General features: G+C 75.9%; 10 protein-coding genes. 6 read left to right on the forward strand and 4 right to left on the reverse strand.

Translation table 11 applies throughout. The features are described from left to right. Positions 1 to 4 precede the first annotated feature (4 nt). The 3 genes from ACZ5OX_RS19985 to ACZ5OX_RS19995 form a co-directional block, all read right to left on the reverse strand. The gene (locus ACZ5OX_RS19985) at positions 5 to 925 is read right to left on the reverse strand and encodes a transglutaminase-like domain-containing protein (protein ID WP_465631549.1); all 921 of its coding nucleotides are present in this window, start codon (positions 923 to 925) and stop codon (positions 5 to 7) included. Positions 926 to 1,112: 187 nt separating this feature from the next. Then, positions 1,113 to 3,956, reverse strand: a complete 2,844-nt coding sequence (locus ACZ5OX_RS19990; RefSeq protein WP_465631550.1) for an RNA repair domain-containing protein — start codon at positions 3,954 to 3,956, stop codon at positions 1,113 to 1,115. Beyond that, the gene (locus tag ACZ5OX_RS19995; protein ID WP_465631552.1) at positions 3,956 to 5,749 is read right to left on the reverse strand and encodes an RNA ligase family protein; all 1,794 of its coding nucleotides are present in this window, start codon (positions 5,747 to 5,749) and stop codon (positions 3,956 to 3,958) included. Before ACZ5OX_RS19995 ends, ACZ5OX_RS19990 begins: the two co-directional genes overlap by 1 nt. Positions 5,750 to 6,136: 387 nt before the next feature. Here ACZ5OX_RS19995 and ACZ5OX_RS20000 point away from each other — a divergent pair, with 387 nt between their 5' ends. Further along, the gene (locus ACZ5OX_RS20000) at positions 6,137 to 7,639 is read left to right on the forward strand and encodes a carboxylesterase/lipase family protein (protein ID WP_465631554.1); all 1,503 of its coding nucleotides are present in this window, start codon (positions 6,137 to 6,139) and stop codon (positions 7,637 to 7,639) included. A 189-nt stretch (positions 7,640 to 7,828) separates the two neighbouring features. Here ACZ5OX_RS20000 and ACZ5OX_RS20005 read toward each other — a convergent pair whose 3' ends face one another. Continuing rightward, positions 7,829 to 8,566 (reverse strand): FadR/GntR family transcriptional regulator, encoded by a 738-nt coding sequence (locus tag ACZ5OX_RS20005; RefSeq protein WP_465631556.1) that lies wholly within the window; start codon positions 8,564 to 8,566, stop codon positions 7,829 to 7,831. 56 nt (positions 8,567 to 8,622) lie between these two features. On the opposite strand from ACZ5OX_RS20005, the gene ACZ5OX_RS20010 reads away from it, so the two are divergent. The 5 genes from ACZ5OX_RS20010 (at position 8,623) to ACZ5OX_RS20030 (ending at position 26,368) form a co-directional block, all read left to right on the forward strand. Continuing rightward, positions 8,623 to 9,435 (forward strand): gamma-glutamyl-gamma-aminobutyrate hydrolase family protein, encoded by an 813-nt coding sequence (locus tag ACZ5OX_RS20010; protein WP_465631558.1) that lies wholly within the window; start codon positions 8,623 to 8,625, stop codon positions 9,433 to 9,435. Next, the gene (locus tag ACZ5OX_RS20015; protein ID WP_465631560.1) at positions 9,432 to 10,898 is read left to right on the forward strand and encodes an amino acid permease; all 1,467 of its coding nucleotides are present in this window, start codon (positions 9,432 to 9,434) and stop codon (positions 10,896 to 10,898) included. Before ACZ5OX_RS20010 ends, ACZ5OX_RS20015 begins: the two co-directional genes overlap by 4 nt. A 236-nt stretch (positions 10,899 to 11,134) precedes the next feature. After that, positions 11,135 to 12,385 carry an alpha/beta hydrolase family protein gene (locus ACZ5OX_RS20020; RefSeq protein ID WP_465631562.1) on the forward strand — a complete coding sequence of 417 codons (1,251 nt, stop codon included), beginning with the start codon at positions 11,135 to 11,137 and terminating at the stop codon, positions 12,383 to 12,385. Between the two features lie 463 nt (positions 12,386 to 12,848). After that, on the forward strand, positions 12,849 to 16,988 hold the full coding sequence (locus ACZ5OX_RS20025; RefSeq protein ID WP_465631564.1) for a non-ribosomal peptide synthetase: 4,140 nt from the start codon (positions 12,849 to 12,851) through the stop codon (positions 16,986 to 16,988). Further along, positions 16,988 to 26,368, forward strand: coding sequence for an amino acid adenylation domain-containing protein (locus ACZ5OX_RS20030; protein ID WP_465631565.1), 9,381 nt, complete (start codon positions 16,988 to 16,990; stop codon positions 26,366 to 26,368). Before ACZ5OX_RS20025 ends, ACZ5OX_RS20030 begins: the two co-directional genes overlap by 1 nt. Positions 26,369 to 26,429: the final 61 nt, after the last annotated feature.

Raw genomic sequence — 26,429 nt, forward strand, 5'->3', positions numbered from 1 at the left:
GCGGTCAGCGCAGGGTGACCTCGCGGGGGCCGTTGAAGGGGGCCAGGGACAGGACGGTCCTCGGGGTGCGCAGGGCGTCGTGCTCGGCGAAGAGGCGGCGGACGGCGGAGAGGTCGACCGGGCCGGCGGTCAGGTGGGCCACCTCGTCGTACGGCGCGTGGGGCGTGTTGGTGGAGCCGGTGCCCCAGGTGTCCCAGAGGAGGGTCTCGACCTTGTTCAGGGCGGCGAGGTCGAGCCGGGTGGAGTGGGCGACGAACCACTCGCCGTTGAGCGGGCCCTCCTCCGGCGGGTGGACGCCGAAGGAGTCGGCGGCGGCCCGGTCGGAGCGGATGGTGCGCCAGGCCCGGCCGGCGACCAGGAAGCGGTCGCGCGGGACGTCCATCGGGTCGAAGTCCACCCCCCAGGCGGCGGCGACCTTCGGGTCGGCCAGCTGAGGGTCGGCGAGCAGCCAGCCGCGACGGTCGTCCCAGTACTCGGTGGCCACGTGGTCGCAGTGGAAGCCGTCCGGGCCGAGGTAGTCCGCGAAGCCGCAGCGCAGCCGGGCCGGGACGCCGACGTGGCGGAGGAAGGAGCAGTGCAGCAGGGCCAGGTCCCGGCAGACGCCGACGAAGCGGTCGGCGGGCGCCCGGGGGTGGCTGAGCGGGGCCGGGTCGCGGTCGGCGATCAGGTGCAGGATGTCGTCGAGGTAGCGCGTCTCGGCGTCGTGGTGGAGCCGGTCGGCCGGGATGGGGTGGTGGAACAGTCGTCCTTCGAGCCGATGGATGATCAGGTTCCGGGCGATCCGGGCGAGCCGGCTCGGATCCTTGGGGAGTTCGGTGTAGCGGGGGAGGTGGGCGCCGGGGTCGGAGAAGACGCTCTGCCCGAGGTAGAAGGCGGGGAAGTCGGCGGAGGGCACGGGGGAACTCCCATGGGGCTTCGGCCGCATGATCGATGGCTGGGCCGCTGGTCCTCACCGTGGCAAATTTTGCGGGCGATTGTCCAGAAGAGCCGGACGGGCAGGGGTGGTTCGGCTGATCGGTGTGGTTCCTCGGGCGGGCGTCGTGCGGGCGATCGGGACGGGTCCGGCGGGCCGTGGCGTCCGGTGGTTCAGTGGGCCGGGGGCGTCCGGTGGTTCAGCGGGTCGGGGTGGGGACGCCGCCGCCGTCGACGTACTCGACCCGGACACCGGGCAGGCTCCGGGACCAGGCCTTGGCGAGCGGGGCGATCCGGGCGGCGGGGAGCGGGGCGGGGCCGAGGCCGATCGGGAGGTGGACGCGGCCGTCGGCGGTCCGGTACGGGTGCGGCCAGGCGTGCAGCCGGGTGGCCCCGGCCTCCTCCAGGGCGGTCAGCAGGGCGCGGATGCGGCCCCGGACCAGGCCGAGTGACTCCTCGTCGGTGCCGACCACGGCCCAGGCGGCGTGCCGGCGGTGCAGCGGGGGCGCGGCGAGCAGGGCCGGCCAGGGGGCTTCGGCGGCCTCACCGGCCTCGGTGGCCTCGGCGGTCAGTTCCCAGGCGAGGTAGAGCTCCTCGGCGAGCAGGTCGCGCACCTCCGCGCCGACCTGGGTGGTGCAGCTGCGGACCGGGGCGGAGGGGGTGAGGACGGTGAGCGGGCCCGAGGAGGGCGGCGTCGGGTCGCCGGTGAGGGCGACGGGCCGGCGCCAGTCCCAGCTCGCCCAGGTCTCGGTGAAGCGCGGGAAGAGGTCGTCCTCTGGGTCGTCGGTCGCGTCCAGGACGGTCCGCGCGGCCAGCACCGACCAGGCGAGCGAAGGCAGTTGACCGAAGGGCGCGGAGTCCAGACCGCGCGCCCGGGCCCAGGCCTTGACCTGGCGCGCCAACCGGACGAAGCGGGCGCGGCGGTCGCCGAGCGCCGTGAGGATCGCCTCGGCGTCCGTGACCGCGCTCAGCGCGACGGCCTCGGCCTCGCCCAGATCGGCACGACGGTCGACGGCCAGGGCCGGATCGAGCGCGCCGGTGAAGACCACCACGAGGTCGACCGACAGGCCGTCGGCGGCCAGTCGAAGCCCCGGCACCCGGGCGCCGCGCACCTCGCGCAGCCCCCGGGCCCGCGGCAGCGCGGCCGCCACCCGGGCGCGGACGGCGGGCAGGTCGGCGGCGCCGGGCAGCGCGACCACCAGGTCCAGGTCCCCTCCGTCGAGCTGGCAGCCCAGCCGCCGGGAGCCGACCGTGTGCACCACGCCCTCCGGCAGGGCCGCCGCGACGCGCCGGGCCAACGCCCGGGCGGTGTCGGTGTGTCGGGCCGACTCCGGGGCGGGCGAGGCGATCGGCTGCTCGGGCACCGTCCGCACCTCGCCCGTCCCCAGCGAGACCACCGCGCGCGGGCGCATCGGCTCGGCGCCCCGACGGGAGAGCACCACCAGCTCGCCGACCCGGGCCGGGACCGCGGTGAGCCGGGCCGCGCAGTCGGCGGCCGCGCGCTGCGGGTCCTCGCTGCGCCCGAGGGTCAGATGCGGGGTGAAGCCCTCCGCCCGGCCGCGGCAGCGGGGGAAGCGCCGCTCCAGCGCGTGCCGCAGCGCCGCCCACGGGGCGGGGGACGCGGCGGCCGGGTCCAGCCAGACGGTGGCGTCCTCGCGGTGCCCGAAGGTGTGCACGCCCTCCAGCCGCGCGGTGAACGGCGCCACCTCGGCGGCCGCCGCGCCCAGCAGCGGCAGGGCGCGGTCGAACTCGGCCTCCGGGACGAAGCCGAAAAGCAGGTCGACGTGCGGGGGCCAGCGGCGCAGCTGCGGGTCGTACGCCTCGCGCAGCCGCTGGATCGGCGGCCACAGCTCCTCGGGCGGCAGCCAGGCGACGGCGGTGCGGGCGGTGGGCGCGGCGTCCAGGACGCCCGGTGGGCGGCCGGCGGAGCCCTCGCCGTCGAGCACGAGGTCGACGGCCACGCCGTAGTGGTCGGAGGGGAGGAGCCCGTCCTCGGCCGGGCGGTCGCCGAGCAGGACGGCGGCGGTGGCGTGGGTGCCGTCGCCGCGGTGCAGGACGCGGTCCAGGCGGCCCGGCCGGCCGGTCAGTGAGGAGACCGCGGCGAGCGGGTTGGCCGTCGGGTCGAAGGTCGGGGTGTCGTCGGCGGGCCCGCGCACCTCGCTCCAGGCGTCCCGCAGGCCGAGCGCGGCGGCCGGTCCCGAGGCGTCGGAGCGGGCGTCGTTGAAGTCCCCGAGCAGCAGCAGCTCGCCCTCGACCCCGGCCAGGCCCTCGGCCAGTCGGGCGAGTTCGGCCCGGCGCCGGCCGGCGCCGTCCGGTGAGTGGTCGCTGCTGAGGTGGACGGCGGCGACGGTCAGCGGTCCGCCGGCGGTCCGTACCGAGAGGGCGGTGACGGCCTTGTGCGGGCCCAGCGCGTGCCGTCCGGCCGCCAGCACCGGCAGCCGGCTGAGCAGCAGCAGGCCGTGGTCGTCGACCTCAGGCCCCATGGGGTCGGCGCCCAGGGTGTATCCGGCGCGGACCCAGGGCGCCGCCAGCAGCAGCATGACCAGGGCGGGCTCGACCTCCTGGAGGGCGATGACGTCGGCGTCGGCGGCCGCCAGCGCGGCGAGCAGCAGGGGCCTGCGGCGGGCGGTGGCGATGCGGTCGGTGTCGTAGCGGTCCCAGAGGGTGTTCCAGGTGACCACGCGCAGGCAGGGGGCCGTCGGGGCCCGCGGACCGGCCTCCGCGGGCCGCCAGCCGCCGTCCGGGTGCCAGGCGTACGGGGTGGTCGCGGTGAAGAAGGGCGCGGGCAGCCGGGGCGGGTCGGTGCGGCGCCCGGCCTCGGTGCGGTCGAGCAGGTCGACGCCCGAGGTGCGGTCCCAGACCCGTACGCCGTCCGCCTCGACCCAGTGCACCCGGTGCCAGGGGATCTCGCCGGAGGCGGTGAAGGCCTCCAGCGGGACGCGCTCGGTGCGGTCGTCGCGCTGGCGCACGCCCAGGGTGAACCGGGCCGGGTCGAAGCGGGCGTCCCAGCGGATGCGCTGGCAGATCTGTTCGATGGGGCGCATCAGTCCTCCTGCTCGTCGAGCGTGCCCGCGGTGTCCTCCACCGTGCCACCGGGGCCGACGTACCAGGTGCGGTGCGCCTGGCCGGGGTACGGCGGGCCGTAGCGGTGCAGTTGCGAGGCGAGCACCTCGGCGGGCACCGGGTGCGGCCGGACGGCGTTGCGGCGCAGCAGCTCCTCCGCGCCGACCACCGGCACGACCTGGGTGACCAGGGCGTCGCGGCGTTGGGCGACGGCGTGGACGAGGGAGCGCTGCTGTCGGTTGAGCGAGGTGGCGTCCCAGACGGCGGTGGGCCCGGTGGGGTCGCCGGGAACCAGGGCGGCCTCCAGTCGGGCCAGCCCGGCGCGCAGCACCTCGGCGTTGTCGCGCTGGTCGGCGCGCGAGCCCCGGGCGGCACGCAGGTCGTCCAGGCTGATCCGGGCGGCCACGCCGCCGAGCCCCGCGGCGAAGCTGCTCTTGCCGCTGCCGGAGGGGCCGCAGAGGTGGACCAGCCGGGGGAAGCGGCCGTCGCGCCAGCGCCAGGTGGCCGCCACGGCCTCCTCGGCGGTGGCGATCCTTCCCAGGGCGTACGCCTCGCGGGCCTGGGCCCAGCAGCGGTCGGCGGCGTCGCGGTCCAGGCCGGCCAGCGCCTCGCGCAGGCCGGCCCGCAGCGGGGCGAGCGGCGCCTGGTCGAGCAGCCCGGCGTCCTCGGCGTACAGCGCCGACCAGGCGACCAGCTCGCGCTCCGCCCGGCCGGGGGCGGCGGTCGCGGCGACGGCGTGCAGCACCCCGAGGTCGGCGGCGGCCGAGAGCCTGACCAGCCCGGCGCGGCGCTCCTCGTCCGGGTAGGGCCGCTGGAGGGCCGGGTGCAGCCCGACCAGGTCGGCGACCCGCCGGGCCAGCGGCAGGCCGAGCGGCCCGGCCAGCCGAGCGGCCAGCGACTGGCGGGGGGCGGTGCGCAGCGCGGTGGCGAGCACGCCGGCCAGCCGGGCGTCGCCGCCCCGGCTCAGTTCGTCCAGTCGGGCCGACACCTGGGCCAGCTCCTCGGGCGGGCAGGTGAGTTCGGGGAGCTCCAGGGCGGCTGCGAGGGCGGGGGGTTCGGGCAGCGCACCGGACCGTACGGCCCAGAGCGCCGCGCCAGGGCCGAGCCCGTTCTCCACCACCGCGGCGTGCATCCAGTGGGTGTCGGTGCGTACGTGCCGCGGGCGCACCCACTTGGCGACCCGCTCGCCGAACTCGGCCCGGGGGAAGCCCCGGACGGTCCGCACCACGTACCCCTCCTGGCGGTCGAGGTCCAACCGCAGGGCGCGCAGGGCCCGTTCGTCGTAGCGGCCGCGCCACAGCACCCGGGGGGTGGGGATGCCGAGGCGGCGCAGGAAGCGGACGGTGTCGTCCCAGTCCAGGCAGTGGTCCCCGCCGTCGGACCCGCCTGTCCCGCCCGTCGCGCCGCCCGTTCCGCCTGTCCCGCCTGTCCCGCCCGTCCAGACCGAGAAGCCGTAGAACCAGCTCTCCAGGTCGGTGTACGGGATCGAGTGCCGGGCGAACAGGTTCTCGCCGCAGATCCGCCAGCCGTCCGGGATGCGCGGGGCGATCCGGCCCTGGAGGCCCTTCACCCAGGCGCGGGAGGGGTGGTGGGCGGAGTCCAGCGAGCGGGCGTGCAGGCCGTCGCGGTAGAGGGTGGTGTTCTCGCCGTCCAGCTTCTCGGTGACGACGACCTCGGCGCCGGCCAGCGCGGACAGGTCCCCGGTCCGTACGTCGTCCGCCGCGGCGCCCGGTGACCAGGGCAGATGCGGCGTCCGGGGGTAGTGCACACGCATGTCCGGCTCCCTGGGCGTTCTTGATCCGGCGGACACTGTAGGAGCGGCCGCGAGGCCCGGGCCACCGATTAACCGGGGGGCCTCCGGTCGCCGGGGAGAGCCCGGCGGCTTCGCCATCGGCCACACCCGGGACATGCTCGTCATCCGCCGCGCCGCTCGCCCCTGACCCGCAGTCCGGGGGCCGTCCCCGGTCGAACCGCCGCCCGGCCCGTCGACGATGCCCTGCTCCAGGACCTGCTGGACGCGCTCTCCGGCTTCTGAGACCCGCGCCAGGTGAGGGGTGGCCCGGCGGGCCGGGCAGCGGGAATTCGGTTGCGGCCGTGCCGAGCAGGAGGAAGGCTCCTACCGCCCGAACCTCCCGAAACCCTTCCGAAACTGGACGTCCCGATGAGCAACGTCATAGCCGGCACCCGTCACGGTCAGGTCCGCGGTCGTCTCCACGACGGCGTCGCGTCCTTCCTCGGCATCCCGTACGCGGCACCGCCGTTCGGCGCGAACCGGATGCGGGCGCCGCGGGCTGCCGAGCCGTGGAACGGCGTGCGCGACGCGCTCGTCCACGGCCCGAGCGCGCCGCAGCCGGGCTACGGCCCCGCCATGGCGGGGCTGCTGGTCGAGGCGGGCCCCCAGGGCGAGGACTGTCTCAACCTCAACGTCTGGACGCCCTCGCCGCACCGGTCAGGCGAAGGGCTGCCCGTCATGGTGTGGATCCACGGCGGCGCCTTCCGCAACGGGTCCGGCTCGCTGCCCACCTACGACGGCTCCGTCCTCGCCCGGGACGGCGTCGTCTGCGTCACCCTCAACTACCGGCTGGGCGCGGAGGGCTTCCTGCTGCTGCCCGACGGCGCGGCCAACCTCGGCCTCCTGGACCAGATCGCCGCGCTGGAATGGGTGCGCGACAACATCGCCGAGTTCGGCGGCGACCCCGGCAACGTGACCGTCTTCGGGCAGTCGGCCGGGGCGATCGGCATCACCGCGCTGATGGCGATGCCCCGGGCCGAGGGCCTGTTCCGGCGGGCCATCACCCAGAGCGGGGCCGGGCACCACGCGCACTCGCCCGAGACCGCGCGCCGCATCACCGAGCGCCTGGCCGCGCTCGCCGGCGTCGAGTGCACCGTCGAGGCCCTCGCCGCCGTCCCACCGCGGGAGTTGATCGCGGCCGACGCCCGGCTCGCCCAGGAGATCGCCCGCAGTACCGATCCGGGCCAGTGGGGCGAGTCCGCGGGAGGCGGCACGACCGTCCTGCCGGTGGCCGGGACGGCGACGCTGCCCGAGCGCCCCGTCGACGCCGTCGCCGCCGGTGCGGGCCGCCGGCTGGACCTGCTCACGGGCGTCACCGCCGAGGAGTTCCGCCTGTTCCTGGTGCCGCTCGGCATGGCGGACCGCATCGACGACGGCTTCCTGCACGGCTTCCTCGGCGCCCTCGGGCTGGAGCCCGCGGCCGCGCGGGCCGGCTACGCCGAGGCCCGGCCGCGGGCCGGCGCCGCCGACCTGTTCTCGGCCGTGATGACCGACCACGGCTACCGGGTGCCGGCGGTCCGCATCGCGGAGGGCCGCGCCGCCCACGGCGCGGACACCTACGTCTACGAGTACACCCAGCCCTCCCCGGCCCTGGACGGCGCCCTCGGCGCTTGCCACATGGCGGAGCTCGGCTCCGTGTTCGGGAACCCGCACGACCCGCTGACGGACCCGTCGGCCCATCCGCTGCTGTCCGACCGGATCCGCGGCGCCTGGACGTCCTTCGCCCGCCACGGCCGCCCCACCGACGGCCATCTGCCGCCCTGGCCCGCCTACCTGCCCGGCCGGTCCGTCATGTTCCTGGACGCCACCGCGCCCGCCGTCCGCCAGGACCCGGCCCGGCCCGAACGGCTCCTGTGGGACGGGCGGCGCTGACCGGACCGTCGGAGACCGGGCGGCGCAGGGGAGGCGGCTCCGGCCCGGGGGAGGGCGCGCGCACGAGGCCCGCGCGCGCCCGTACGCCGCAGCGCCCGCACGCCGCACGCGTCCGTACGCCGCACGGGATCGGCGCCGGAGCGCGCGGCGGCGCGAGCACCTGGGTACCGGGCGGCGGTCGCCGGTCCGTCAGGCGGGGCTGGGCGGCTGCTGGACGAAGGGGAGGAAGAGGTCCGCGGTGGCCTCGGCGTGGACGGTGAACTGTTCGCGGGCCCGGGCCGGGTCGCGGTCCTCGATCGCGGCGGCGAGGGCGCGGTGGCGCTGGTCGGGGGTGCTGCGGGCCTCGGTGCCGCCGGGGTGGTTGGCGAGCAGCCGGGTCAGCTCGTGCTGGATCCCCTGCTCGGCCTCCAACAGGCGCTTGGAGCCGGAGAGTTCGGCGATGTGCAGGTGGAGTCCGGCGTCCGCCGTGCGGTAGGCCTCCGCGTCGGCGAGGGCCGCGTCGGCGGCGGCCTCCAGCTCGCGCATCCGGGCCAGTCCCGCTTCGGAGGCCCGCCGGGCGGCCCGGGCGGAGGCCTCTCCGGACACGGCGATCCGCCAGGCCGTCAGCTCCTCGATGTCGGCGAGCGTGTACGGGTGGAGGGCGGTCAGTTCGCCGATGCGGGTGAGGATGTCGGGGACGACGTAGGTGCCGGCCCCGTGGCCGCGCCGCGTCTCGATCAGGCCGTCCTCGCGCAGCACCGCCATCGAGTGGCGGACCGTCATCACGGCGACCCCGAACAGCTCGGCCAGGGTCTTCTCCGGCGGTAGGCGGTCACCCCCGACGAGGATCCGCGCGCCGATCAGTTCGCCGAGCCGGCGGGCGATGGCCTCCGCGGCCCCCGCAGAACGCACCGGCTCGATGTGTTGAGTCCACCCCTTGCCATCCATGAAATCTATCTTCTAGATTTCGCATCTCATCCGCAAGCTGCTCAACAGGAGAGCCTATGAGCGTCACCGACCACCCGGCACCCCTCATCGGGATACCCGTACGCCTCAGCGACGGCGACGCCCCGGACGCCGACGTGCGCATCGGCGAGGCGAACCGCATCTTCGACGAGGTCGTCGGCCTGGTCCGGGCCGCCGGCGCCGAGCCCGTCCTGCTGCGGCCGGACTCCGCGGACAGCCCGCTGGACGAGCGACTCGCCGGCTGCGCTGGCTTCGTCGTCCCCGGCGGAGGGGACGTCGACCCGGCCCTGTACGGTGCCGACTCCGACCACCCGTCGCTGTACGACGTCAACCCCGTACAGGACGGGCTGGACGCCGCGGTGGTCCGGTACGCCCTGGAGCACCGGCGGCCGATGCTCGGGATCTGCCGCGGCATGCAGCTGCTCAACATCCTGCGCGGGGGAAGCCTCCACGTCGACATGGCGCCGACCCCGGTCACGCACAACCCGGAGCCCGGCATCGAGTGGGCCGTCCACGACGTCGCGCTGTCGGCCGACAGCGCGGTGGCCGAGGCGTTCGGGCGCGACCGGATCCCGGTGGCCTCCGGGCACCACCAGGCGGTCGACCGGGTGGGCGACGGACTGCGGGTGTCGGCCCGCGCCGACGACGGGTGCGTGGAAGCCGTCGAGGCGTCCGGCGACCCGCAGGCGGCCTGGACCGTCGGCGTCCAGTGGCACCCGGAGGCGCTCGAGCCGGACTCCGAGCTGCGGCTGCCGCTGTTCCGCGCGCTGCTGGCCCAGGTGAACGCCCGGACGGATGGCCAGACGGACGGCCCGGCGGACGCCCAACCGAGAGTGGAGCCGCAGTCGTGAGCGACACCGAGGGACGCGGGGGCGCCGGAACGCTGCGCGACGGTGACGGCGGCCCGGCCTCCGGGCAGGATCGCGCGCCCGGGCAGGATCGCGCGGCGGGCGGCGGACCGCAGCTGTCGCGGAGCCTGCTCAGCCGCCACATGACCATGATCAGCATCGGCGGCGCGGTCGGCGCCGGGCTGTTCGTCGGCTCGGGCGTGAGCATCCAGCAAGCGGGCCCGGGCGTCCTGATCGCCTACGCCCTGACGGCCGCCATCGTCGTGGTCGTCATGCGGATGCTCGCCGAGATGTCCGTGACCCGCCCCGACACCGGCGCCTTCGCGGTGTACGGCCGACTGGCGTTCGGCCGCTGGGCCGGGTTCGCCAGCGGCTGGATCTACTGGGTCGGCTGGCCGCTGGGCATGTGCATCGAATCCATCGCGGCCGGGCAGATCGTGCACGGCTGGCTCCCGGCCCTCCCGGTCTGGCTGGTCGCCCTGGTGATGCTCGGCACGGTGACCGCCGTCAACCTCGTCTCCGTGCGCGCCTACGGCGAGATGGAGTTCTGGGTGGTGTGGGTCAAGGTCGCGGTGATCGCCCTGTTCATCGCCGTCGGCCTGGTCGCGGTCGCCGGCCTGCTGCCGGGCACGCCCGCGCCCGGCACCGGGAACCTGCTGGGCCAGGGGGGCTTCCTCCCGATGGGCCTCAGCGGTGTCGTGATCGCCACCTCCGGTGCGATGTTCTCCTTCTCCGGTACGGAGATCGTGACCATCGCCGCCGGCGAGGCCGAGGACGCCGCCGCCGCGATCCGCAAGAGCACCCGGACGATCATGTGGCGGGTCACCGTCTTCTACCTCGGCTCGCTGTCCGTGGTCGTCCTGCTGCTGCCCTGGAACAGTGCCGCCGTCGGCGAGAGCCCGTTCGCCGCCACCCTCGACTACCTCGGCATGCCCGGGGCGTCCACCGTGCTGAACATCGTGCTGTTCGCGGCGATGCTCTCCACGATGAACTCCCAGGTCTACGCCAGCTCCCGGATGCTGTTCGCGCTCGCCCGGGACCGCGACGCGCCGTCGCTCTTCGCCCGGATCTCCCGGCGCGGGGCACCGCACACGGCGATCCTGTTCACCTCCGCGCTCGCGGCGCTCTGCCTGCTCCTGCAGGTCTTCCACCCGACGACCGCCTTCAGCCGGCTCGTCGACATCACCGGCGACACCGTCTACGTCACCTGGATCGGCATCGCCGCGGCCCACCTGGTGCTCGGCCGTCAGGACCGCGCCGACGGGCGACGGCCCGTCCCCGGCACCGGCGTCTGGCTGTTCCCGGGGCTCACCTGGGCGGCGCTGCTCGCGCTCCTCGGGCTGTACACGGTGATGATCGTCCTGGCGGACTCGCGCGTCGACGCCCTGCTGGCGCTGGCGCTCACCGTGGCCGTGTCCCTCACGGGGCTGTGGCTGCAACGGAGGCAGTCGTCGCCGTCGGCCTGAGGGCAGGCCGGGTCGGAGCCGACCGACAGCGCGTACCGCGCGGGGGGATGCGGCCGGGGGCGGAGTCCGTGATCCGCTCCTGGTCGCACATTTCCGGACCCACCCGCCCGCTCAGGGTGGAGGCCGCTCCGCCCGAGCGGCGGGGTCCGTCCGGCGCGGCGGGTCCGACCAGCGGCTGAGCCGGTTACGTCGCGGGCAGGACGCGCCGGCGCCGGCCGCGAACCTAACGTGGCGTCATGTCGACAACTCCCCGGTGGCGGAACGCCGCCCGGTTCGCCGTACCCATGGCCGCCCTCCTCTCGCTGGCCGGCCCGCAGACCGCGTCGGCCGTCTCCCCGGCCGCCGCACCGCCGCCCTCCGCCGCGGCCTCTTCGGCTTCGTCGGCTTCATCGGCTTCATCGGCTTCGTCGGGCTCATCAGCCCTGTCGGGCTCGCCCGCCGGCGAGGCGGCCGAGGTGCGGGTGCCCGCGCCCACCACGCGCCGCCCGATCGGCGCCACCTCGGTCCACCTGGTGGACACCGGCCGGCCCGACCCCTGGCGGCCGGACGCCGCCACGCGCGAACTGATGGCCACCCTCTGGTACCCGGCGCAGTCCGCGCGCGGCGAGCAACTGCCGTACCTCTCCCCGGAGATGTCCACCGCCCAGTACGGCACCCCGGACCTCGCCGCCGTGCGCACGGGGGTCAGGGCCCGCACGGTGCCGGCGCCCGGGCGGCACCCGCTGGTCGTGCTCTCGCCCGGCTTCGGCTACGACCGCTCCTCGCTCACCGCCCTCGCCGAGGACCTCGCGGCCCGGGGCTACGCGGTGGCCGCGCTGGACCACACCTACGAGACGGCCCTGCAGTTCCCCGACGGGCGGATCGAGGCCTGCCTGATCTGCGACAAGGTGGACGACCGGCTGGCGGCCGAGGTGATCCGCAGCCGGGCGAAGGACATCGGTTTCCTGATCGACCGACTGACCGCGCCCGGGCCCGGCCTGGTCCGAGGCCTGCGGATCGACCGCGACCGGATCGGCGCGGCCGGCCACTCCATCGGCGGCGCGAGCGCCGTCGAGGCGATGCGCCAGGACGGACGGATCCGCGCCGCCGCCAACCTGGACGGCGACTTCTTCGTCCCGCTCCCGGCCGACGGCCTCTCCCGCCCGGTGCTGCTGCTGGGCGCGCAGCGCCACGCCGGCCAGTCCCCGACGGCGAACTGGGACGAGGCCTGGCGGCACCTGACCGGCTGGAAGCGCTGGCTGGACCTGCCGGAGGCCGGACACCTGTCGTTCTGCGACGTGCACTGGCTGGTGGACGCCCTCGGCATCCGCGACCGACTGCCGCCCGAGGGCCTCGCGGAGCAGTACGGCAGCATCAAGGGCGACCGCGCGCTCGCCGCCACCCGGGCCTACCTCGGCGCGTTCTTCGACCGGCACCTGCTCGACCGCCCGGGCCGGCTGCTGGACGGGCCCTCGGCGGCCCATCCGGAGGTCCGCTTCGCCAAGTAGGCCCGCCGGCTCGGCGGATCCGGCCTGTTCTGCCCTGGTCCGCCCCGGTGCGCTCCGGCCCGCCCCGGGGGCCGGGGCGCCCTCGGCGAACGATTCCGGTCAAGGTCGAGCCGGTCTCCGCCGGTCGTGTCCGGAGACGAACGTTCGGACGGGGAAGAAGATCCGAACTCTTGCCCCGGCCGAATTAGTCATCTTAACTAGGCACCCATGGCCGTAGATCCACTGCGGTTCGTCATCGCCGGCCTCACCGGCACCCCTGTGCGCTGCCCCGGTTCGCCCATGCCCCGACGGGTGCCGACCACCCGTCATCCCAGAGCCCGGTGCGTGGTCGAAGCGGTCTGACCGGGCACCGATCGAGGCGATCCCTCCGTACCGCCGGGTCACCGACCCGCTGCCGCCACGCACCGCCGCCCCCACTGCGCCGTCGATCCCTGCAGTGACCCTCCCCTGGAAAGGTCCGGCTTTGTCGCAGACGCACCAGCCCCACGGCACCACCACCGACCAGGCGGACGCGCCTCCCGCGCGGCGGGGCGACGACCCGGCGGCGGCCGGAAGCCCGCTCCCGGAGCTGTCGCCGGGGCAGCGGCGGCTCTGGATGCTGGCACAACTGGACGGCGCCGACACGGCGTACAACGAGACCCTGGCCTTCGCCCTGCGCGGGCCGCTGGACCGCGCGGTGCTCGCCCGGGCGTTCGACGAACTGGTCTCCCGGCACGAGGTGCTGCGCACCCGGCTGGTCGCCACCGGGGGCGCCGTCCACCAGCTGGTCGGTCCGCCCGACTCCGGCTACGCCCTGCTGACGGAAGATCTGACCGGGCTCCCGGACGCCGGGGCGCGCGTCGCCGCCCTGCAGCGGGCGGAGGCCGAGACGCCGTTCGACCTGGGCCGGGGCCCGCTGGCGCGCGGCCGGCTGATCGCCCTGGCCGAGGAGCACCACGTGCTGCTGCTGACACTGCACCACACGGTGTTCGACGGCTGGTCCATGAACGTGATCCTGCGCGAGGTCGGAACGCTGTACACGGCCTTCCGTGACGGCGCGGACTCCCCGCTGCCGCCGCTGTCCCTGCAGTACGCCGACTACATCCGCTGGCAGCGCGCGTGGGCGGCCGGGGACGAACCCGCGGTGCAGGCCGCCCACTGGCGGGCGGCGCTCGCCGGCGCGCCGACCCTGCTCGAACTGCCCACCGACCGCCCCCGCCCGCCGGAACAGGACTACCGCGGCGGCCGGGTGCCGGTCCTCGTCGACGCCGAGCTCGGCACCGCCCTCAAGGAGCTCGCGCGGCAGCAGGGCGCCACGCTGTTCACGGCCGTGCTGGCCGGGTGGTCCGTGGTGCTGTCGCGGTTGACGGGCCAGAGCGACATCGTCGTCGGCGTCCCGAGCGCGAACCGCCGCCGCGGCGGCTTCTCCGAGCTGGTCGGCTTCTTCGTCAACTCCCTCGCCGTACGGGTCGATCTGGCGGACTCGCCGACCGGATCGGCCCTGCTGAAGCAGACGCGCGCCGCGCTGCGGGCCGCCCTGCAGCACCAGGACCTGCCGTTCGAGCAGGTGGTGGAGCTGGTCAACCCGCCGCGCAGCACCGCCCACACGCCGCTGTTCCAGACCATGCTCGCCTGGCAGCCCTCCCGGAACGGCGCGCTGGACCTGCCCGGGATCGAGGTCGAGCCGTTCCCGATCCCTTACGCCGCGGCCAAGTTCGACCTGGCCCTGTCGTTGGCCGAGGAGGAGGACGGCCGGGTGACCGGGTACCTGGACTACGCCTGCGCGCTGTTCGACCACCGGACGGTCGAGCGCTACGCGGGCTATCTGCGCCGGGTGTTGACCCAGCTGGTCGACCGGCCCGACCTGGGCGTGGACGACCTGGAGCTGATGGACGAGGAGGAGCGCCGCCTGGTCCTGTCGCACTGGAGCGGAGCCGACCGCGCCGACCGTGCCCACTCCGACGACCGGGACGAGGCCCCGGCCGGGTTGGTCGAGCGCTTCCAGGCCCAGGTGCGGACCCGCCCCACCGCTCCGGCCCTGGTCTGCGCGGGGGAGCGGCTCGACTACGCCGAGCTGGACCGGCGCGCCAACCGGCTGGCGCACGCGCTGATCGCCCGCGGCGTCGGCCCGGACCAGGTCGTCGGCCTGCACTCCGGACGCTCGACCGAGCTGGTCGTGGGCGTCCTCGGCATCCTCAAGGCGGGCGCCGCCTACCTGCCGCTGGACCCGGGGCAGCCGGTCGAGCGGCTGGCCGCGATGGTCGAGGACGCGGTGCCGGCCCTGGTGCTCAGCGATGCCGACGGCGCCGAACTCCCGTCCGAGGGCCGGCACTCCCTGCGCGCGGTCGAGGCCGAGGCACGGCGCGACGACGCGCCGGAGGTCACGGCCGGGCCGTCGCAGCTCGCCTACGTCATCTACACCTCGGGCTCCACCGGCCGCCCCAAGGGCGTGGCGGTGACCAGGGGCAGCGTCACCAACCTCCTCGACACCTGGCTGGCGCGGTTCGGCGCCACCCCCGGCGAGGCGGCCTCCGCCTGGTCGAGCATCGGATTCGACGCCTCGGTGCACGAGTTGCTGCTGCCGCTCACCACCGGCGCCGTGCTCCACCTGGTCCCCGAGGAACTGCGCGGCGACCCGGAGGAACTGCTGGCCTGGATGCGCGAGCACCGCGTCGTACAGGCCTTCCTGCCACCGTCCTACGTCACGTGGATCGACGAGGGCCCCGGGGCCCGCCTGGCCGGGCTGGCGCTCCGTCAGCTGCTCACCGGAGTCGAGCCCCTCCCGGAGCGGGCGCTGCACCGCCTCCGGCAGGCGCTGCCGGGCCTGCGCGTCTGCTACGGCTACGGGCCCACCGAGGCCACCCTCTACAGCACCGCCTACACCGACCCGCAGCCGCTGGACCGGCCCTGCCCGATCGGCCGCCCCCTGGACAACACCCGCCTCTACCTGCTCGACCGCCGGCTGCGGCCGGTGCCGACCGGGGTGACCGGCGAGGTCCACCTCGGCGGGGCGAGCCTCGCCCGGGGCTACCTGCACCGCCCGGACCTGACCGCCGAGCGGTTCCTCGACGACCCCTTCGTGCCCGGTGAACGCCTCTACCGCACCGGGGACCTCGCCCGCTGGCTCCCGGACGGCAACGCCCAGTACCTCGGCCGCGCCGACGACCAGATCAAGCTACGCGGCTTTCGGATCGAGCCGGGGGAGGTGGAGGCCGCGCTGCTGGCCCTGCCCGGTGTGCGGGAGGCGGCGGTGCTGGCCGACCGCGACGCCACGGGCGAGCCGCATCTGGTGGCGGGCGTGGTCCTGGGCGAGGGCCTGGGGGAGGGCCGGGACGAGGACCTGGGCGAGGGCCGGGACGACGCGCGGCCGCGCCGACCGCACGAGTGGCGCGCCGCCCTGGCGCGGCGGCTGCCGGACTACATGATCCCCGCGCTGTTCGTCGAACTGCCGCGGCTGCCGCTCAACCGCAGCGGCAAGCTGGACCGCGCGGCGCTGCTGGACGCCGCCCGCTCGGCGACCCGTACCCAGGTCAACACGGCGAGCCCGCGGGACCACGTGGAGATGGCGCTGCACACCATCTGGCGGCGGGTGCTGCTCCATCCCGGCATCGGGATATCCGACGACTTCTTCGAGCTGGGCGGCACCTCGATCTCCGCCATCAAGGTGGCCCTGGCCGTCCGCGAGGAGTTCGGCGAGACCCTGCCGATCCGCGAGATCGTGCGTAACCCGACCATCGAGGCCCTGGCCGAACGGATCCGGGCGGGGGCGTCGGGCACCGCGGCGGGCGCACCGGACGGCAGCCTGGTCGAGTTCCGCGCGGGGGACGGCCGGCAGCGGGTGGTCTGCGTCCATCCGGCCGGCGGCACCGCCTTCTGCTACCTGCCGCTGGCCGCGGCACTGCCCGAGCGGGTCGGCGTCCTCGGGGTGCAGTCGCCCGGGATCAACCCCGGGGAGACGCCGCTGCCCACCGTCGAGGCCATGGCGGAGCGGTACCTGGCCCTGGTCGACCCCCGGCCGGACGAGACGCTGGTGCTGTGCGGGCTCTCCTACGGCGGCCTGGTCGCCCACGAGATGGGGCGCCGGCTGGCCCTGGCCGGGCACACCCGGTTCAGCGTGGTGCTGCTCGACACCCACGGCACCGAGGACGCGGAGCGGCTCGCCTCGATCGAGCCGGTGCCGATGGCGGAGTTCCGCGACAAGCTCGTCCGGTTCAACGGGATGTACCCGGGGATCGAGGACGAGCAGATCGAGCGGTACTTCCGGATCTACAACCACAACCGGATGACCGCCCGCGACTACCAGGCGCCGCCCTCACCGGCCCGGCTGGTGCTGGTCGAGGCCGCCGGGGACGGGCCCGAGGAGCAGGAACAGCGGCAACAGGAACAGCAGCACCAGGAACAGCCGCAACAGGAACAGCGGCAACAGGCGCTGGAGGTACGCGCGTTCTGGCAGCGGCGGGCCGGCGGCGGCCTGCTGGTCGAGCCGGTCGCCGGCGGCCACTGGGACCTGCTGGAGAGCGCGGCGGTGCCCCGGATAGCCGAGCTGATCGCCGCCGAACTGGACCGGTTCCCGGTGCCCCCGCCGCATGGACAGCCGTCCGCCGAGCCCGCCGTGGAGGCCTGATGCGCGCCGAGAGCGCCGTACCCGCCACGCCCCCGGCCACCGGCCTGGCCCGGGCCGTGCACGAGCAGGCCCTGCGCACCCCCCGTGCGGACGCGCTGGTCGACGGCGACGTGCGGCTGGACTACACCGGCCTGAACGCCGCCGCCGCGGCGGTGGCCCACGGGCTGCGCCGCGCCGGCGTCCGTCCCGGCCAGGCGGTGGCGGTCTGCCTGCCGCGCTCCTGGCAGCTGGTCTGCGTCATGCTGGGCGTCCTGCGGCTCGGCGCCCAGGTCGTCCCGCTGGACGCGCAGAGCCCGGCGGACCGCCGGCGCCACATCCTGACCGACTCGGGCAGCGTGGCAGTGGTCCACGGAGGGACGGCACCCGACGACCTGCCGGGCGGGCTGCTCGCGCTGGAGGCGGCGGCGCTGCTCGCCGCCGGACCGGCCGACGACGACACGGTCTCCACCGGGGCACCGGTGTCCTTCCTCTTCTACACCTCGGGCACCACGGGCCGCCCCAAGGGCGTGGAGGTGCGGGACGCCGGGATCCTGCGGCTGGCCGCCCCGGGGTACATCCGCATCGAGGAGGGGGCCCGCTACTCCTGCCTGTCCAATCCGGCGTTCGACGCCCTCAGCTTCGAGGTCTGGGTGCCGCTGTTGACCGGCGGCTGCTGCGTCGTCCTCGGTGACGAAGCCGTCCAGACGCCGCACCGGCTGGCGGCCGCCCTGCTGCGGGAGCGCATCGACACGGCCTTCGTCACGGTGGCCCTGTTCAACGCGGTGGTGGACACGGAGCCGTCCTGCTTCGCCGGGGTCGGACAGCTGCTGGTCGGCGGCGAGCAGCTGAACGCCCGGCTGATCCGCCGCTGGTACCGGCACAACGCGACGGCCCCCACCCGGCTGCACAACGTCTACGGCCCCACCGAGGGCACCACCTTCGCGCTGTGCCACCCCGTCCCGCGCGACTTCGACGGGGAGGTGGTCCCGATCGGGCGGGCGCTGCCGCAGACCGGGGCCGTGCTGGTCGTCCCGGACGGCGACCGGGCCGCGGCGCCCGGCGAGGTGGCCGAACTCCTCCTGTCCGGTGCCGGTCTGGCGGCCGGCTACCGCAACCTGCCCGAGGAGACGGAGCGCCGCTTCGTCCGGCTGCCCTGGTACGACGACGGCCGTACGACGCACTACCGCACCGGGGACCTGGTGCGCGCCGACGCCGACGGCCTGATCGAGTACGTCGGGCGCGCCGACCGCCAGGTGAAGGTCCGCGGCTTCCGGATCGAGCCCGGCGAGCTGGAGCGGCAGATCCTCGGGCACCCGGCGGTGCGGCAGGCGTACGTCTGCACCCGCAGGGCCGGGGAGCACGGCCCGAACGAGCTGCTGGCGTACGTCGTCCTCGGCGAGGACGTCCCGTTCGAGGAGTTCGACCGCCATCTGGCGGCCGGGCTGCCCGGCTACATGAGGCCGCATCACATCCACCTGGTGGACGCGCTCCCGCTGACCGCCAACGGCAAGGTCGACCAGGCCGCCCTGCTGCGCCGCGAGGACCGGCCCTGGCGCCGTCCGGAGAGCGATCGCGCGGGCGCCGAGGCCACCACCGACCGGCAGCGCGAGGTGCTGGCCCTGGCGGCCGAGGTGCTCGGGGTGCCGGACCTGCGGCTGGACGACCGCTGGATCGCCTCCGGCGGGGACTCGCTCAAGGCGCTGCGGCTGCGCTTCGAGGTGCGCCGGCGCTGGGGCTGCGAACTGCCCCAGGTCCGCGTCCTGACCGGGGACGTGGCCGGGATCGCCCGGGCCGTGGCGCAGGCCGGGCCGGCCGCCGGCTCGCCCTACCCGGTGCCGCCCGCCCCCACCCGGGCGCGCTCGGCGCCCGCCACCAGCGAGCAGCAGCGCCTGTGGCTGCTGCAGCAGCGGGCGCCGCGCTCCCGGGCGTACGCGGTGGAGCTGGCCTTCCGGCTGGACGGCGCGGTCGACGTCGACGCCCTGCGGGACTCGCTGCGGGAGCTGGTGCGGCGGCACGCGGCCCTGCGCACCGCCTTCCTGGCCGCGCCCGAGGGCCTGCGCCAGCTGGTCGGGGAGCCGTACGACCCGTGGACCGAACCCGAACCCGACTGCTCCCCGGAGGAGGTCGGGGTCGGCGGCGAGGACGGTGCCCGCGCCGAGGACGGTGCCCGCGCCGAGGAGAATCGTTTCTTCGCCGCGTCGTTCGACCTGGCGCGCCCCCGGATGCTGCGCGCCCGCTGGCTGCCCCGGGACGGCGGCGGGGTGCTGCTGCTCCACCTGCACCACATCGCCGTCGACGGCTGGTCGCTCAACGTCCTGCTGGCCGACCTGTCGACCGGCTACCGGCACGCGCACGACGGCGCCGCCGAGGCCGCGCGCCCCACGGACGGCGCCCCGGCGCCCACCCCGCTCGACTACGCCGCCTGGCAGGCCGACTGGTTCGCTGGCCCCGCCTACCAGGCCCAGCGTGCCGAACTGCGGGCCCACTACGCCCGGACGGACGACTCGCCCGACCAGGAGGCGCTCGACCACGACCCGAGGGACCCGGCCGGCCCCCGGCCCGCCTCCGCGGCCCGCCTGCTGCACACCTCGCTGGACGTCGTACGGCGCGCCGCCGTGGACCGGATCTGCGCCGAACTGGGCATGACCCGCTTCGAGTTGCTGCTCGGCGTCTTCGCCTGGAGCCTGTACGGGGTGACCGGCGCGGCCCGGCCGCGGATCGCCGCCCCGGTGGCCAACCGGCCGGTCCAGGCGTTCGAGGCGAGCGTCGGCATGTTCGCCAACACCGTGCTGCTGCCGCAGGCCGTCGCGCCCCGGGAGGACCTGCGCGGCCAGCTGCTGCGCCTGGGCGCCGACGCCCGCCGGGTGCTGGACCGCCAGGACGTGGCGCTGGCCGACGTCCTGGCCGACCGGGAGCCGGCCGGCGGCGACATCCCCTTCGACTACCTCTTCGTCCTGGAGAACACCGACTTCGCCGCGCTGGCCCTGCCCGGCTGCGCCTCCCGCCCGCTGTGGTGGGCCCCGGCCGAGGCCAAGTGCCCGATGACGCTGTCCGTGGTCGAGCACGAGGGCGGGCTCGACTGCCTGTGGGAGTACGCCGACGACCGCTTCGACGCCGCCGAGGTGGCGGCCATGGCGGGCCTGTTCCGGCGCGGCCTGGACCTGCTCGCCGACGGTGGGACGGCGACCCCGGCCCAGCTCGCGGCACCCTACCGCCGCGGACTGCCGGAACCCGGCCGCGGCGCCTCGCCGGCGCTCGCCTGGACGACGGTGGCCGAGGGCTTCGCCCGGCAGGTCGCGCGCACACCCGCCGCGCCGGCCCTGAAGTCCGAAGGCCGGTCGCTGAGTTACGCCGAACTCGACGCCCACGCGGCGGCGCTCGCCGCCGAACTGCGGGCCGCCCACCCGCTGCCGGAGGAGGACGACCGCCCGTGCCGCGTCGCGCTGCACCTGCGGCCGTCGGTCGAGCACGTGGTGGCGCTGCTGGCACTGGCCCGGCTCAACGTGACCATCGTGCCGCTGGACCCGTCCTACCCGCCCACCCTGCGCCGACAGGTGCTGGACCAGGCGGAGCCGCTGTGCGTGCTGCTCCCACCGGGCGGTGACCCGGAGTTCGACGCCGTCGACCAGGGCCGCGTCGCACGCCACCCGGTGGTGCTGTCACCCCTCACCACGGCACCCGCACCCGCCACCGCCCCGGCGCACCGCGGAGCCCGTCCGCTCTACACCCTGTTCACCTCGGGCTCCACCGGTGTCCCCAAGGGCGTGCAGGTGTCCGACCGCACCCTGGCCAACCTGCTGCAGTGGCAGGCCGAGTCGGGAGGACTGGCGGCCCCGGCGGCCACCCAGCAGTTCTCCATGCTCTCCTTCGACGTGTCCTTCCAGGAGGTCTTCGGGACGCTGTGCGGCGGCGGCTGCCTGCACCTGGTGCGGCCCGGCTGGCGCCAGGACGCCCCCGCACTGCTGGAGCAGCTGGAGACGGCCGGGATCGAGCGCGTCTTCATGCCCTACGTCGCACTCCAGCTCCTCGCCGAGCACGCCGTCCACCTGGGCCGCTACCCGTCCCGGCTGCGGGAGGTGGTCACCGCCGGCGAGCAACTGGTGTGCACCGACGCGATCCGCCGCTGGTTCGCCGGCCTGCCCGGCGCACGGCTGTTCAACCACTACGGCCCGACCGAGACCCACGTGGTGAGCAGCATGTGCCTGGACGGCGACCCGTCCCGGTGGCCGGAGCGCCCCGCCATCGGCCGGCCGGTGGCCGGCGCGGTGCTCACGGTGGTCGACGAGGCCGACGAGCCCGTTCCCCCCGGCCGGGCCGGCGCCCTGCTGATCGGCGGCACCATGGTGGAGCGCTGTTACCTCGGGGACCCCCAGCTCAACGACACGCGCTTCGTCGAGCTGCCCGGCCTCGGCCTGCGCTACCGCAGCGGCGACCGGGCCCGGTTCGACCGGCAGGGCCGGCTGCACTTCCTCGGCCGCGACGACGACCAGATCAAGCTCAGCGGACACCGGCTCGAACCGGGACAGGTCGAGGCGGCCCTGCTGCGGCACCCGGACGTCGTCAACGCCGTGGTGGCCCCCGACGGCGGCGAGCTGGTGGCCTGCCTGCAGTGCCGCGGCGAGGCGCCCACCGCCGAGGACCTCACCGCCCACCTGGCGCCGCTGCTGCCGGGACACGTCCGGATCGCCCGCTTTCGGGTCGTGGAGGAGCTGCCCAGGACCCCCAGCGGCAAGCTGGACCGCCGGGGCGCGCTGCGCTCCGCCGGGCGGGAACTGCGCCGGCCGACGGCCCGCGCGGCCGGCCTGACGGCACGCGAAGCCCTGCTGACCGAGGCGTTCGAGACGGTCACCGGTCTGACGATCGACCCGGGACAGACCTTCTTCGACGCCGGAGCCTCCAGCCTGGCCCTGATGCGCTTCCACCTCCACTGCACCACCGAAGCGGCCCTGCGCTTCACCGTCGCCGACCTCTTCGAACACGTCACCGTACGGGCGCTGGCCGCCTTCCTGGACCGGCCCGCGCCGGCCGCCGCCACCGACCCGCCCGCCGTGGCCACCCCGCCCGCTGTGACTGCCCCGCCCGCTGTGACCGCCCCGCCCGCCGAGGCCACCCCGCCCGCCGTGGACGAGCCGATCGCGGTCGTCGGCATGGCGGTCCGGCTCCCGGGCGCGCCCGACCTCTCCGCGTTCTGGCGGATGGTCACCACGGGCGGCACCGGCATCGAACTCTTCGACGCCGCCGACGGCCTGGTCGGGGCGCGCAGCCAGTTGGACGGCCCACTGGACTTCGACCCGGAGCACTTCGGCATCAGCCGGCCGGAGGCCCGGCTGATGGACCCCCAGCAACGGCACCTGCTGATGAGCTGTGTCGAGGCACTGGCACACGCCGGGATCGCCGACCCGTCGGGCCTGCGCGTCGGCCTGGTCGCCGGCGCCGGCGAGAACACCTACTTCCAGTCCATGCTCCGCGAGGCCGACCCCGAACGCCTGCCCGACGGCTTCCAGTTGGCCCTGCACCACGACAAGGACTTCCTCGCCACCAAGGCCGCCTACCACCTGGGGCTGACCGGCCCGGCCTTCACCGCCCAGGCGGCCTGCGCCAGTTCCCTGGTGGCCGTCCACGTCGCCGCCGGGATGCTGCGCCAGGGCGACGCCGAGGTGATGCTGGCCGGCGGAGTCCTGGTCGACCCCACCCTGACCGACGGATACCGCTACCAGCCGCAGCACATCTTCTCCGTGGACGGCCGCTGCCGGCCCTTCAGCGACGACGCGAGCGGCACCATCGGCGCCAGCGGCGTCGGCGTGGTGGTGCTCAAGCCGCTCCGCCTGGCCCGCCGCGACGGCGACACCGTCTACGCCCTGATCACCGGCTCGGCGCTGAACAACGACGGCTCCGACAAGCTGAGTTACAGCGCCCCCTCGCTCGCCGGGCAACGCGAGGTGATCCGCGCCGCCCTGCGCCGCAGCGGCCGCAGCGGCGCCGACCTCGGCTACGTCGAGGCCCACGGCACCGCCACCCGGCTCGGCGACCCGGTCGAGGTCGGAGCCCTGCGCCAGGCCTTCGACCTGGACCGCTCCGGCCACTGCGCGCTGACCTCGGTCAAGAGCCAGATCGGACACCTGGGGGCGGCGGCCGGAGTGGTCGGACTGGTACGGGCCGCGCTCGCCGTCCACCACGGCGTGATCCCGCCCAACATCGGCTTCCACGCCCTCAACCCGCAGCTCGGCGCCGACCCCACGCCGTTCTACATCCCCACCGAGGCCCGGCCCTGGCCCGCCGACCGGGACCGCATCGCGGCGGTGAGCAGCTTCGGGATCGGCGGCACCAACGCCCACGCCGTGCTGGAGGCCGACCGGCCGGCCCCGGGGACGGCGGCCGCGGCGGCGTCGGACACCGCCGCGGCTCCCTGCCTGCTGCTCTCCAGCAGCAGCGAGGCGGGACTGCGCGCCGACGCCGCCCGGATCGCCGACTACCTGGAGGCCCGGCCCGCCGCCTATCCGCAGGTGCTGCGCCACCTCCAGGCGGGCCGTCCCGCCCGCCGCCGACGGCTGGCGGCGGTCTGCCCCGACGCCGCCTCCGCCGTCGCCTGGCTGCGCAGCGCGGGGCCGATCACGGACACGGGAGCGGAGGAGGCCCGTACCGGGGCACCCGTCCCGGGCGAAGGACTCACCGCCGAGGAGACGGCCGCGGCCTGGCTGGCCGGCGCGCGGATCGACTGGCCCGCCGGCCCCGCCCAGGCACCGTGGGACTTCCCGCCGCCCGCCTTCGCGCTGGCGGAGTTCGACTTCCCCCGCGCCACCGCGACCCCGGCCCCGCACCCGGCCCGCCCGGTGGTTCCGGCCGCCGCGGACGTCCCGCAGCGCCTGCCGGAGGACGCCTGGCTGCACCAGCCGCACTGGGCCCGGCTGCGCCGCGCGGGCACGGCGATCGGCGCGCCCACCTCCCGGCTGCTGGTGCTGTTCACCGACGGACCGGCGCCCCCGGACGCGGTCCGCGCCTTCGAGGCCACCCATGCCCGGGTGGTGCGGGTCCGCGCCGCCGAGGCGTTCGCCCGGCGAGGCGACGACGCCTACGAGGTCGACCCGGCCGACCCCGCCTCGCTCGGCCGGCTCCTCGACGCCCTGGCGGCCACCGGAGCGGGCGACGGCGGCGTCGACTGGCTGCACGCGCTGCCGCTGGGGATCGGCGGGCCCGTCGGCCGGGACAGCCTGGCCCGGGCCGGCTGGGCCTGCCTGGACACGCCGGCCGCGCTGCTGCGGGCCGCCGCCGGGTCCGCCGGGTCACTCCGTCTCAGGCCGTGGTGGCTGTCCTACCGGGCGAGGCCGGTGGACGGCCCGGTGGGTCGGCCGGAAGCGGGCCTGCTGGCCGGCGCCGCCGAGGTGGCACCCCAGGAGGGAGCCACGGCGGGCCACTGGGTCGACCTCCCCGAAGCCGACCCCGCCCACTGGGCCGCGCCCCTGGCGGCGCTGCTCGCCGAGGACGCGACCACGGAGGGCGCGGCCGGACTCCCGCGCCGGCTGGCGCTGCGCCGAGGCCACTGGTGGGAGCAGGTCATGCTGCCGGTGTCCACGGCCGGCCCGGGCCCCGCCGCACTGCCCGACCGGGGCGTGCACCTGGTCCTGGGCGGCACCGGCGGGATCGGCCGCGGCATCGCCGCCTGGCTGCTGGAGAACGGCGCCGCCCGGGTCCTGCTGCTGGCCAGGCGCCCCCGGTTGCCGGAGGAGCTGACGCCCTGGGCCGATCGGGTCGAACTGGTCGAAGCCGACCTCGCCGAGTCCACGCCCGAGGAGGTCCTGGCCCGGATCGGCCGTCACACCGAGCGGCTCGACGGCGTGATCCACGCCGTCGGGGTGGCGAGCGGCGGCATGATCACCCGGCGCGACGCCGGGGCGATGCGCCGGGCCTCCGCCGCCAAGCTGCAGGGCGCCCTGCTGGTCGAGCAGCTGATCGAGCGCTACCGGCCGTCGACCGCGGTGTACTGCTCCTCGATGTCCGCGGAGCTCGGCGGCGTCGGCCAGTTCGACTACGCGGCCGCCAACAGCCTGCTCGACGGCTTCGCCCAGTACCGGTCCGGCGACGCCGAGTCCACCGTCCGGCTCGGCGTGAACTGGGACGTGTGGAGCGAGACCGGTATGGCGCTGCGTGTGCCCCAGGCGGACGCGCGCCACCGGGCGCACCTCTCGGTCGGCCTGACGGTGGCCGAGGGCCGGCGGGTGTTCGCGCGGGCCGTCGGACTGCAGCTGCCGCAGGTGCTGGTCTCCACCACCGACCTCCACGAGTCCCGCGCGTTCTACGCGGCGCCCGGCGCCCGGGCCCTCGTGCCTGCCGACACGTCACCGGTGCCCGCCGAAGACGCCGATGCGACCGACGCGGCGGACGCGAGCGCGGCCGTCCTGCTCCGCGACTGGCTGTGCGACTGGCTGGACGTCGACCACATCGATCCCGACGCCCCGCTCTACGACCTGGGCGCCGACTCGCTGACCCTGCTCGACCTGATCGGCGTGGTGAAACGTCACCTCGACGTCGAGCTTGACGTCACGCGGTTCAGCCACCGGGTCTCCCTCACCGAGATCCTCACCCGGTTGTCCGAGGCGGCTCCCACCGGGGCCGTCGCCACCGAGGACGTGGTCCCGGTGGTCTGGCAGCACGGCACCGGAGGCGACGTGCTGTGCCTGGTGCACCCGGTCGGCGGCGACATCCAGGCCTACCGGTCCCTGGTGTCGGCACTGGGCCCCCGGCTGACCGTCTGCCTGATCGCCGATCCCGCGCTGGAACGGCCCGGGGCCGCGGACTGGACGCTGGCCGAGCGGGCCCGCCGCTACGCCGCCGCCCTGCGGTCCCGCTTCGCGGACGGCACCCGGCGGCTGCACCTGGCCGGATGGTCCTTCGGCGCCTGGGCGGTGATGGGCATGGCCGCGGAGGCGGAGGCGATCGGCAGGCCGGTCCACGGCGTCCACCTGATCGACCCGCCGCCGCCCGGTTCCGGCGCGCTCTTCCAGGGCTACGACGACGCCCAGCTCCAGGCGGTGTTCGAACACGAGCTCGGCCAGGGCGGGTCCGGGCCGGCCGGCCCCGAGGCCCACGACTACGCCGAACGCCTGGCCCGGTGCTGCCGGGCCAACCTGCGGAGCATGGCCGAGTACCGGATGCCGCTGCTGAGCGCCACGCCCAGCCGGCTGTGGCTGGCCGGGCGACCGGTGCCGGGGCTGCCCTCGCCCGGGGCACCGGAGCGGCAGCGGGAGCTGTGGCGCCCGCACCTCCCGGAACCCAGCACCTGGCACCGGCTCGACACGACGCACTACGGCATCGTCCGCCCGCCCCATGTGCACGCGGTGGCGGCGGCGATCGACGCGGCCTCGGACGACCCGCCCGGGGAGAGCGGCGACCACCCCCGGAGGTGATCCCGGCACGCTCCCCGCCCCGGCGATCCGGGCCGCACCAGCCGCTCCCGTCCCGCACCGA

Source organism: Kitasatospora sp. NPDC032121, assembly GCF_055580145.1.

What these genes read in the sequence shown, in the direction of transcription:
- ACZ5OX_RS19990 (WP_465631550.1), bottom strand. Translation starts at nt 3,956, where the DNA reads ATGCGCCCCATCGAACAGATCTGCCAGCGCATCCGCTGGGACGCCCGC.
- ACZ5OX_RS20020 (WP_465631562.1), top strand. Translation starts at nt 11,135, where the DNA reads ATGTCGACAACTCCCCGGTGGCGGAACGCCGCCCGGTTCGCCGTACCC.
- ACZ5OX_RS20010 (WP_465631558.1), top strand. Translation starts at nt 8,623, where the DNA reads ATGAGCGTCACCGACCACCCGGCACCCCTCATCGGGATACCCGTACGC.
- ACZ5OX_RS19995 (WP_465631552.1), bottom strand. Translation starts at nt 5,749, where the DNA reads ATGCGTGTGCACTACCCCCGGACGCCGCATCTGCCCTGGTCACCGGGC.
- ACZ5OX_RS19985 (WP_465631549.1), bottom strand. Translation starts at nt 925, where the DNA reads ATGCGGCCGAAGCCCCATGGGAGTTCCCCCGTGCCCTCCGCCGACTTC.
- ACZ5OX_RS20030 (WP_465631565.1), top strand. Translation starts at nt 16,988, where the DNA reads ATGCGCGCCGAGAGCGCCGTACCCGCCACGCCCCCGGCCACCGGCCTG.
- ACZ5OX_RS20000 (WP_465631554.1), top strand. Translation starts at nt 6,137, where the DNA reads ATGAGCAACGTCATAGCCGGCACCCGTCACGGTCAGGTCCGCGGTCGT.
- ACZ5OX_RS20005 (WP_465631556.1), bottom strand. Translation starts at nt 8,566, where the DNA reads ATGGATGGCAAGGGGTGGACTCAACACATCGAGCCGGTGCGTTCTGCG.